General features: G+C 71.0%; 10 protein-coding genes. 3 read left to right on the forward strand and 7 right to left on the reverse strand.

Going from position 1 to position 9,041, the window contains the following annotated elements; all coding sequences use genetic code 11:
• Positions 1-486 (forward strand): glycosyltransferase (locus tag AB0C29_RS20845; RefSeq protein ID WP_360822423.1); only part of this gene is annotated, 486 nt, incomplete at its 5' end.
• On the opposite strand, the gene AB0C29_RS20850 is transcribed toward AB0C29_RS20845, so the two are convergent.
• Positions 462-1,058, reverse strand: coding sequence for a VanZ family protein (locus AB0C29_RS20850; RefSeq protein WP_360822425.1), 597 nt, complete (start codon positions 1,056-1,058; stop codon positions 462-464). The two genes, AB0C29_RS20845 and AB0C29_RS20850, sit on opposite strands and share 25 nt — an antisense overlap.
• A gap of 34 nt (positions 1,059-1,092) precedes the next feature.
• Complete coding sequence (locus tag AB0C29_RS20855; RefSeq protein WP_360547465.1) at positions 1,093-1,698, reverse strand: response regulator transcription factor; 606 nt, start codon at positions 1,696-1,698, stop codon at positions 1,093-1,095.
• 417 nt (positions 1,699-2,115) lie between these two features.
• On the opposite strand from AB0C29_RS20855, the gene AB0C29_RS20860 reads away from it, so the two are divergent.
• Complete coding sequence (locus tag AB0C29_RS20860) at positions 2,116-2,811, forward strand: phosphatase PAP2 family protein (protein WP_360822427.1); 696 nt, start codon at positions 2,116-2,118, stop codon at positions 2,809-2,811.
• Here the strand turns inward: AB0C29_RS20860 and AB0C29_RS20865 are convergent.
• The 5 genes from AB0C29_RS20865 to AB0C29_RS20885 all read right to left on the reverse strand — a co-directional run bounded on the left by AB0C29_RS20865 (position 2,792) and on the right by AB0C29_RS20885 (position 8,324).
• The gene (locus tag AB0C29_RS20865) at positions 2,792-3,973 is read right to left on the reverse strand and encodes a PP2C family protein-serine/threonine phosphatase (RefSeq protein WP_360822429.1); all 1,182 of its coding nucleotides are present in this window, start codon (positions 3,971-3,973) and stop codon (positions 2,792-2,794) included. The two genes, AB0C29_RS20860 and AB0C29_RS20865, sit on opposite strands and share 20 nt — an antisense overlap.
• A 97-nt stretch (positions 3,974-4,070) precedes the next feature.
• Positions 4,071-4,433 (reverse strand): STAS domain-containing protein, encoded by a 363-nt coding sequence (locus AB0C29_RS20870; protein ID WP_360822431.1) that lies wholly within the window; start codon positions 4,431-4,433, stop codon positions 4,071-4,073.
• On the reverse strand, positions 4,412-5,221 hold the full coding sequence (locus AB0C29_RS20875; protein ID WP_360822433.1) for an ATP-binding protein: 810 nt from the start codon (positions 5,219-5,221) through the stop codon (positions 4,412-4,414). The genes AB0C29_RS20870 and AB0C29_RS20875 overlap by 22 nt, the downstream gene beginning before the upstream one ends.
• Positions 5,222-5,376: 155 nt before the next feature.
• Complete coding sequence (locus AB0C29_RS20880) at positions 5,377-5,793, reverse strand: response regulator (protein WP_360822435.1); 417 nt, start codon at positions 5,791-5,793, stop codon at positions 5,377-5,379.
• Positions 5,794-5,828: 35 nt separating this feature from the next.
• The gene (locus tag AB0C29_RS20885; protein WP_360822437.1) at positions 5,829-8,324 is read right to left on the reverse strand and encodes an ATP-binding protein; all 2,496 of its coding nucleotides are present in this window, start codon (positions 8,322-8,324) and stop codon (positions 5,829-5,831) included.
• Positions 8,325-8,475: 151 nt separating this feature from the next.
• Between AB0C29_RS20885 and AB0C29_RS20890 the strand changes: the two genes are divergently transcribed.
• Positions 8,476-9,041, forward strand: a 566-nt coding sequence (locus tag AB0C29_RS20890) for a DUF3159 domain-containing protein (protein ID WP_360822439.1), incomplete at its 3' end; no start/stop codon positions are given.

The following is a 9,041-nucleotide window of genomic DNA, read 5'->3' on the forward strand; positions in this document are numbered from 1 at the left end:
GACCGGCTGATCCGGGCGGTCGGCGAGCTGCCCGGGGTCACCCTGCTGCTGGTCGGCGACGGCCCGGCCCGGGTCGCGTTGCAGCGGCTCGCCGTCATCGAGGGCCTGGCCGACCGGGTCCGGTTCGCCGGCACCGTGGGCCACGCCCGGGAGATGCTCTGCGCGATGGACGTCTTCGCGTCACCGCCCGGCCCGGACACCGCCGGGCTGGTGGTGCTCGAGGCCCTCGCCGCCGGCCTGCCCGCCCTGTACGCGACCTGCCCGCCACTGGACGAGCTCGCCGCGGCCCGGACCGTCCTCGACGGCGCCCACCGGCTCTCCCCGCGCGATCCCGAATCGCTGGTCCGGGCGCTGCGCACCGAAGTCCTCTGTCACCGGGAACGCCACGGCGCCCGGCTGCCCGCCCGCTCGGCCGGTGACCGCTACAGCGCCACCGCCGTGGCCGCCTCGGTCTCCCGGCTCTACGACCGGGTCGCGGGGCGGTGAACCGGCGGCGCCGCGGGCTCGGCCCGCACCAGCGACCAGCCGCGCACCAGCTCGCGGACGCGTGCCGAGCGCATGGCCCGCCAGAAAATCAGGAAGCCGAGCCAGGCGCCCAGGGTGTTGGCGGTCAGGTCGTTCACGTCGGCCCAGCGGTTGCCGTGCCAGGCGAGGCAGATGACGGCCTGGGTGATCTCGATGGCCAGGCTGACCAGGAAACCCGTCAGCACCACCCGGCGGCGTTCGCGCAGGCCGGCCACCAGATACAGCAGGGCGGCGAGCGGCAGCGTCATCACGATGTTGAGCAGGAAGTCGTCGACCCGCATGGTGATCAGCGGGACCAGGATGATCCGGTAGAGCTCCGGCGGACCGGCGCCGGGACCCCAGGCCAGGTGCAGCGGCAGCAGGGTCGCGCCGATCACGGCCACCGCGTACCAGCCGGCGATCCAGGCCGTGGTCAGGCGGCGGGCGCCGAGCAGGCCGCGCCGGTGCAGCAACACCCAGGAGACGATCATGAGCACGCCGCCCAGCGGCAGCAGGATGGGCAGTGCCGGCACGTCGAGCTGATGAAATGGCATCCCGGTCAACGGTACGTGCCCGGCCGCCGCAGCCTCAGCGCAACCAGCCGTCCTTACGGGCGATCCGGATGGCGTCCAGGCGGTTGCGGGCGCCGGTCTTGGTGATGACGGCGGACAGGTAGTTGCGGACCGTACCGCCGGACAGGTAGAGCCGGCCGGCGATGTCGCTGACCGACTCCCCCTCGGCGGCCAGCCCGAGCACCTCGAGCTCGCGGGTGCTCAGGCCCCGGTCGGTGTTGAGCGAGGCGGCCTGCAGCAGGGGCGACACGACGCGTTCACCGGCGGCCAGGCGGCGTACGGAATCGGCCAGCACCGCCCCGGAGACGTCCTTGAGCAGGAAGTTGAGCCCGCCGGCCCAGCGCCGGGGCGGGAGCATGCCGCGCTTGGCCGGGTCGCAGAGCAGCAGCATGGCGCAGGACGGGATGGTGGCGTGCAGTTCGGCCGCCATCGGCAGCACCTGGCTGACCATGTACTCGGTGTCGATGACGATCACCGTCGGCCACAGCTCCGCCGCCCGCTGCGCGAGATCACCGGCGAACGGCAGGGTGCCGACGTAATGCAGATCAGGCTTGGATTCCAGAAGTACCCGTACCGGGACACCGAAATATCCCTCGTCCCGCACCACCGCGACCCGGATCATCGCACCACCCTTCAGCGAGGGACGACCGGCACCGGGCCGGGGTCGTCCACTTGTCGGGGCCTGCCTACTCCCACAGGTCTACTTCGGAGACGCCAGCCCGGTGGATCGCCCATCGGGATCGACAAATTCGCACGTCCGGTTGTTGAAACGACAGTTTTCGCAGCTCAACACAGATTTGTGCCAATGAATTGCGGCGCCGTCGACGGATGTCAACCTATCGCCGGGACCGGTCGCCGACACCGGGGTTAACCGATCGACCGAGGCAAGTCTGCCGGATCTTCACCGCGGGCAACCGTATTGACGCGTTCGGTGAGCTCCCCATCTGATTCGAAACCCATCCTTGTCGCATTTACTCGGGACAAGCCGGAAAGGCGGGTGTAGTTTCGCGCACGAACGCCGGCGGGTAATGCGCCGGCCATGGCAGATATCGCGGTTCAGGCCCTCAAACGGGTGTTCGCCCCCGTCGCCGTCCTCCTCGGCGTCATGATCACCCTGGGTCTGCTCATCACCAAGGTCATGATGCACATGTGGCCGTTCACGATCGAGGACTCGGTCAACCGCGAGTTCGAGCGCGACCGGACCCATGACATCAGCCTGGTCTCGCTGATCTTCAGCACCCTGGCCAGCACGCCGGCGATCATCGCGGTGACCGTGCTGGCGGCGCTCGCGCTGCGCCTGGTCCTCAAGCGCTGGCGCGAGCCGATCTTCCTCTGCGCCGCGGTCTGCGCCCAGGCCGTCGTCTTCTTCCTGACCACGCTGGTCATCGACCGGCCCCGTCCGGACGTGGAGAAGATGGACACGTCCCCGCCGACGTCGAGCTTCCCGTCCGGGCACACCTCCGCGGCGGTCGCGCTCTACCTCGGCCTGGCCGTGATCCTCTTCCGGGTGGCCAACCGCACCTGGCTCAAGCGGGCGGCCTGGCTGCTGCTGCTCGTGCCCATCGGGGTGGCGCTGACCCGGATGTACCGCGGCATGCACCACCCCAGCGACGTGGCCGCGTCGTTCCTCAACGGCGGCATCTGCGTGCTGGTCATGACCCGCGCGATTCTCGACCGCACCGGCATCCGCGGGCCCCGCCCCGGACCGGGGCGGCTCACCACGGCGAAGGCTTGACGACCGGCGACGGCTGCCACTGCACCAGGGCAGCCGTCGCGTCGTCGCGCAGCTCACCGTTCTCGTAGGACACGATCGCGTGGATCAGCTTGCGCATGGTCTCGGCCGGTGAGCCCTCGGCCATCGCCTTGACGATGAAGTCGGCCAGCCGGTCCAGCCCGAACAGTTCCCCGTCGGCCGAGCGGGCCTCGGTGATCCCGTCGGTGTACAGCATCAGGGTGTCCCCCGGCTCGAGCAGCAGCTCGGTGACGCCGGGCGGCCGCGGCAGCATGTGCCCCAGACCGAGCGGCAACGCCGTCGGGGTGGGCAGCGCGGGCAGCGCCCGGCCGCCACGGATGTGCAGCTCGGCCGGGTGCCCGGCGGCGATCCGGCGGTACCGGCCGGTGCCGGTGTCCAGCTCACCGAGCACGGCGGTGACGAACGCGCCGGGATACTGGGCGCGGATCCACTTGTCGATCGAGCGGTACGTGTCGGCCAGGTCCAGCCCGGAGCGCCGGGCATTGCGGTACGTGTTCAAAGTCAGCGTTGTCAGCGCACTTGCACTTATCCCGTGCCCGACGGTGTCGAACAGGGCGACGTGCACGATGTCGCCGTTCGCCGCGTAGTCGAAGGCGTCCCCGCCCACGTCGTAGCAGGGCTCCAGGACCGCGGTGACCAGGGCGCCGTTCGCGGCGAAGGTCAGCGGCGGCAGCTGGTTCCAGATGATCTCGGCGGCCAGCTGCATCGGCAACCGGCGCCGGGTGCGCTCGACCGCGTCGCCGTAGAAGCGCCGGCTCGCGATCAGCTCCGCGACCAGCGCGGCGATCACCCCGAAGTCACGCCGCTCCCGCTCTCCCGGCGCATCGCGCAGCCACACCTCGAGTACCCCGAGGCGTTCCGCGCCGTGCAGCAGCGGCAGCCACAGACACGTCTTCTCGTTGGTCGTCTCGGCGGTGCAGAAGGCGTGCCCGGCCAGGGTCCCGTCCACCGGCCGCGGCTCCAGACTGCCCGGCGTGCCGTGCAACGGCCACAGCGACAACTGCTCGTAGTCGACCAGCAGCACGGTGACACTGACGGCGTCCAGCAGCGGCGCGACATCGCTCAGCGCCGTCGGCAGATCCTCCGGCCGGCTGCGATAGCGCAGGTCGAGCAGTCGCCGGACCGCTTCCATCGAGTCGGACACCCGGATCACCCCCGCCATGCCCTTCCCCGAACCGGGCCCCCGCCAATCACGAAGCGCCTCGCCGGTACGCACTTCCGCCCGCCGGGTGCACCCGGCGTCAACTCGCGTGGTCCTGCAACCAGTGCATCAGCCAGGCCACATGCCGCTGCGGGTCGGCAGCGACACACGTCCCGCCCCACGCGATGATCCTCTGTCGTACCTCGGCCAGCATGCGGGCGCCGGCGCAGTCGCAGAAATCCAGCCGGGACAGATCAAGAACGACGTGGCCCGGCCGATCGCGGGCAATGACACCCATCAGCGCGGTCTGCACCGCGCGCTGGACAGCGAAGTCGAGGTCACCACGAACCGCGATGGTCGACGCCTGACCGTCGCGGGCGGAGACGAAAACATCGCACGTCGAGGAATGACCAGGGGCATCGATGTGGGGTTCCACCAATGTCATGGCGATGGATGCCGGCACGAACGGATCGTGGCCCAGACCATCTTGCCGTCCCGGGTCGACATGGCGCCCCAGGACGAGGCCAGCGTGCCCACGAGCAGCAGGCCCTGACCGCCGCCGCGCGACGACGCCGGCGTGGTGGCCGGCTGCCCGGGCAACCGCGGACTGCCGTCGCGCACCGAGAGGTGCAGCCCGCTCTGCCGGCGCCAGACGGTGACGGCCATGGGGGTGCGGGCGTGCTGGACGGCATTGGCCACCAGCTCCGAGATCACCAGCCGGCCGGGATGCCGCAGATTCGGAAAACCCCAGGCTTCGCAGGCGACATCGATCAGGTCACGGGCCACTCCGGCCGCACCCGGTCCCGGCGCCAGCCGGGTCAGCTGCAGCCGGTCGGTGAGCGGGCGACGGCTGACGACGGCCGTGCGAGCCTGCTCCAGGGTGGCGAAGATCGGGACGCTGCGGGATATCCCGATCCAGTCCAGCCGGCGGGACAGCGGTCCGGATCCGGGGACAGCGAGGGCGAGCTGCACCGGCGGTTGCAGGCCCGCGGTCGTCCGGTGCGCGGCCAGCCACATCGCGGCGCTGTCCGCGTGCCGGTCCTTCAACCCCCGCACGTCGACGATGACCGCCGCGGGATGCTCGGCGAGACATTTCTGGAGCACGGTGTACGTGTCCAGGGCCAGACGCCTGGTCCACTGTCCGGACACCACCATCTCGACCACCGCGGTGTCCACGTCGCAGGTGACGGACACGCCCGAGCCGCTGTTGTCCTCACCGTTGCCGAGCAGGTACGGAGGATCTACCCCCATAGCGGTCCTTCTCCCCAGATCGGCCGAGTCGTCGGCACGGCCTTCGGGAAGTGTCGGTGGAGTGGCGGTACCGGGTCAACGCCGGCCTGGCCGTCATCGGCAACCATCACCCGAACGGGACCATGGACAGAGCTCGATGCAGCCTGTGTGCTGCCTCAGGCGTCGTCGCCGAACGGACAGCGGGACGGGACGTCGCCGTGAGCGTGCGGCCCCAGGTCGACCAGGCGATTGATGACGGCGATGAGCTTCTCGTTGTCGCAGGGCTTGAGCAGCACCGCACAGACGGCGGCGGCCGGGGCACGGGGGTCGCCGGGCACCAGCGAACCGGTGAGGACCGCCACCGGGGTGTCCCGCAGGTCCCGGTGCTCACGGATCGCCCGGGTCAGCTGGAAGCCGTCCATGCGGGGCATGCCGAGATCGGTCACCACCAGATCGGGACGCATCTGCTCGGCCCGCTCCAGCGCGGCCACGCCGTCGGCGGCGTGCTGACCGAGGTGCCCCGCTCGTCGCACCAGCCGCATGACGATGAAGGCGATGTCCTCGTCGTCCTCGGCGATCAGCACGTTCGCCATACCGGCTCCGTTTCCTTTCTGACGGTGGTTCGTCCTCAGCGCTGCGGGAGCCGGACGACGACGGTGGTGCCGCCGGACTTCCCGGCGCTGAGCGTGACGGTTCCCCCGTGCAGCTCGACGATGGTGCGGACCAGACTCAGTCCCAGCCCCTGGCCGGCGATGCCGTGATGACGCACGTTGCTGGCCCGGTAGAAACGGTCGAACAACTGGTCGTGTTCGCCCGCGGGTACGCCCATGCCGTTGTCGGAGATCACCAGGTCGACGACGCCGTGCTCCTCGGTGAGGTGCACCTGCACGTCGCCGCCCGGGTTGTAGATGACGGCGTTGGACAGCAGGTGGTCGAAGACCTGCCGGAGTCGCCGGGCGTCACCGTGCAGGGGTAACCGTCGCGGCAACGAGGTGTGGATGCGTACGTTCCCGGCGGCCGCCTGCGGTCCGGCGGCCTCGACTGCCGCGGCGAGCAGTCCGGCGACCTCGAGCTCACCGGTGCTCAGCTGCACGTGTCCGGCGTCCAGGCCGGCGAGATCGAGCAGGGTGTCGATGATGTCGCACACCAGGTTCACGTTGCGGTCGATGGTGGCGACCATCGCCCGCTGCTCGTCGTCGAGCGCTCCCGCCTCGTCGGCGAGCACGGTGGTGTATGCCGCGATCGAGGTCAGCGGCGTGCGCATCTCGTGGCCGACCAGGGTGAGGAAGTCGTCCTTGGCCCGGGTCAGCTGACGGGCGAGTTCCTGGGCCCGGCACAGGGCGACGAACTGCCCGATCTGCGCCGCGACCCCGTCGAGCAGGACCGTGAGCAGGTCTTCGTGAGCTTCGGCGGTGTCGGCGTAGCCGACCAGCACGCCGAACATGTCGGTGCCGTCGCGCACCGGCACCGCCAGCACGGCCCGCAGACCTCGGCGGGCGCAGGCTTCGGCCCGGGCCAGCGATTCCTCGGTGGCCAGGTGCGGCGTACGGGTGATGTCGGGCACCCACAGCCGTTGCCCGGTGGCCCACACGGTGCCGGTGATCCCGGCACCTTTGACGATCGGACCGCCGACCAGGTCGTCGATGCGGTACCCCGCAGTCGTCCAGTGCCCGGCCTTGTGCAGCGTGTCGGTGACCTCGTCGATCAGCCACAACTCGGCGTGCGGCCACTCGAGGACGGTCGCGAGCGCCCGCAACACCCCCGGCGCGGCCTCGGCGGGAGAGGACGCCTCGGCCATGGCCCGCAGCACCTGGGCGTGGCAGTCGCGGAAGCGTTCGGCGCGACGCATCGCGGTGACCTCGTGCAGCGCGACGACCGCGCCCAGTCTGCGGCCGTCGCCGGTGACGATGGGCCGGGCGTTGGCGGTGAACAGGCGTTTGCGCAGCCCGGGCGCCTTGACCATGAGGTCGGCGTCGCGCACGGTGTCGCCGCGCCAGGCCTGCATCAGCGGTGTCTGCCCCCGTTTCATCGGTGTGCCGTCGCTGTGGTGCAGCATCGCGGCGCCCGCCGCTACGTGCGCGGGGCTGAGCTCCCCTGTCTCGGGCAGGCCCTCCACGCGACGCATGGCCCGGTTGATCAACCGCACCCGCCCGTCGGCGTCGCAGGCCACCACTCCGACCCCGAGGCTGTCCAGCAGGGCGGCGAGGAAACCGTGCTGACGTTGCGCGTCGTTCTCCGCGACGACCTGGGCGGACAGATCCGTGATGAACGCACAGGCCAGCGCACCGTGCGTGCCCCGCACCATGGACAACGCCACGCTCGCGGGGACCTCGTGGCCGTCGCGGTGGCGCAGGACGACCTGCCGCAACACCCGGCGCGCCCCCGGAGCGGCGAACAACCGGGCCAACGCCTCACCGACCGGCCGGCCGCCGTAGTCGGGCAGTACCGTGTCCCGCAACGGGTGGCCGCACACCTGCTCGGCGTCGAATCCCAGCAGGTCACGTGCGGCGGCATTCCACCCCACGACCGTCCCGTCGGCGTCGACCGCGACGAAGGCCTCCTGCAGGCCGTCCAGCAACCCGCCGGTATCGAGATCGGCGACCGGCCCGGGGGCGGCCGGCGCATCCACCGGGACCGGGCCGAGCAGACCTGCGATCTCGACCAGTGTCGACCGCTGGTCATCGGTCCACCGTCGCGTTCGGTCGTCCAGAACCGACAATGAGCCGACCGGCCGGCCGGCACCGTCACGCAACGGCACGCCGATGAACGCCCGTACCCCGAACTCCGACACCAGCGGATGCTCGCGGACCGGCCGATCCTGCTCGACGGTCATGTCGTCACACGACACCGGACGGTCGGCGCTGACCACGTACTTGCCCACCGAGTAGGCCATCGGCGCCGGCCGTCCCGCGGCCGGCGACCAGGGCACACCGTGCATGCCCGCCAAATGCTCCTCGTCCGCGCCGACGAACGACACCACCCCCATCGGCGCGCCCAGCAGCCGGGCCGCCGTCCGGGCGATCGCATCCAGCGGGATCGGCAGGTTCGGCGCCACCCGGCGGGCCCGTTCGACCGCGGTCAGCCGGGCCGCATCCCGCAGGAGGGCTTCGTCAACCACTGTCATGGATTTTCACCGTCTCCCCGGCGCGCACGGAGCGGCCTGATCCCGCCGCGCCATATACCCGACGAATACCTCTATAAACGGTCAAAAGTGTCAGATTTTTCCGGCGAATGGCCACCGGTTAGGCTGGCCTAAGTCGAGAGCGGGGTGGGACGTGGCGCAACCGGAGTCGCTGGCCGATCTGCTGGGTGGGCGGCGGGCCGCGCTCGACGCCACGGTGCCACCGGTCGTCTTCGTGGCCGGGTGGCTGGCCGGTGGCCGGTCGATCTGGATCGGCGCCGGCGCCGCGATCGTCGCCGCGCTGGTGGTCGCCGGATGGCGGCTGCGGCAGGGCGACAAGCCGCGGGCGGTCCTGGTCGGGCTGCTCGGCGTGTGCGTCGCCGCGCTCATCGCCCTGCGCACCGGCCGGGCCGAGGACTTCTTCCTGGTGCAGATCGTCACGAACGCGGCGAGCGCGCTGGCCTGGGCGGTCAGCATCGTCGTCCGGTGGCCGCTGCTGGGCGTCATCGTCGGTGCGGTGCTCGGCCAGCGGACCCGCTGGCGGCGTGATCCGGCGCTGCTGCGGGCGTACTCGCTGGGCAGCTGGGTGTGGGTCGCGCAGTATCTGGTCCGGCTCGCCGTCTTCGTGCCGCTCTGGGCCGCGCATGCCGTGGTGGCGCTGGGCATCGCCCGGGGCGTGCTCACCTGGCCACTGGTGGCCGCCTGCCTGGCGGTGAGCTG

The organism is Actinoplanes sp. NPDC048791 (genome assembly GCF_040650095.1).
Taxonomy (GTDB): domain Bacteria; phylum Actinomycetota; class Actinomycetes; order Mycobacteriales; family Micromonosporaceae; genus Actinoplanes.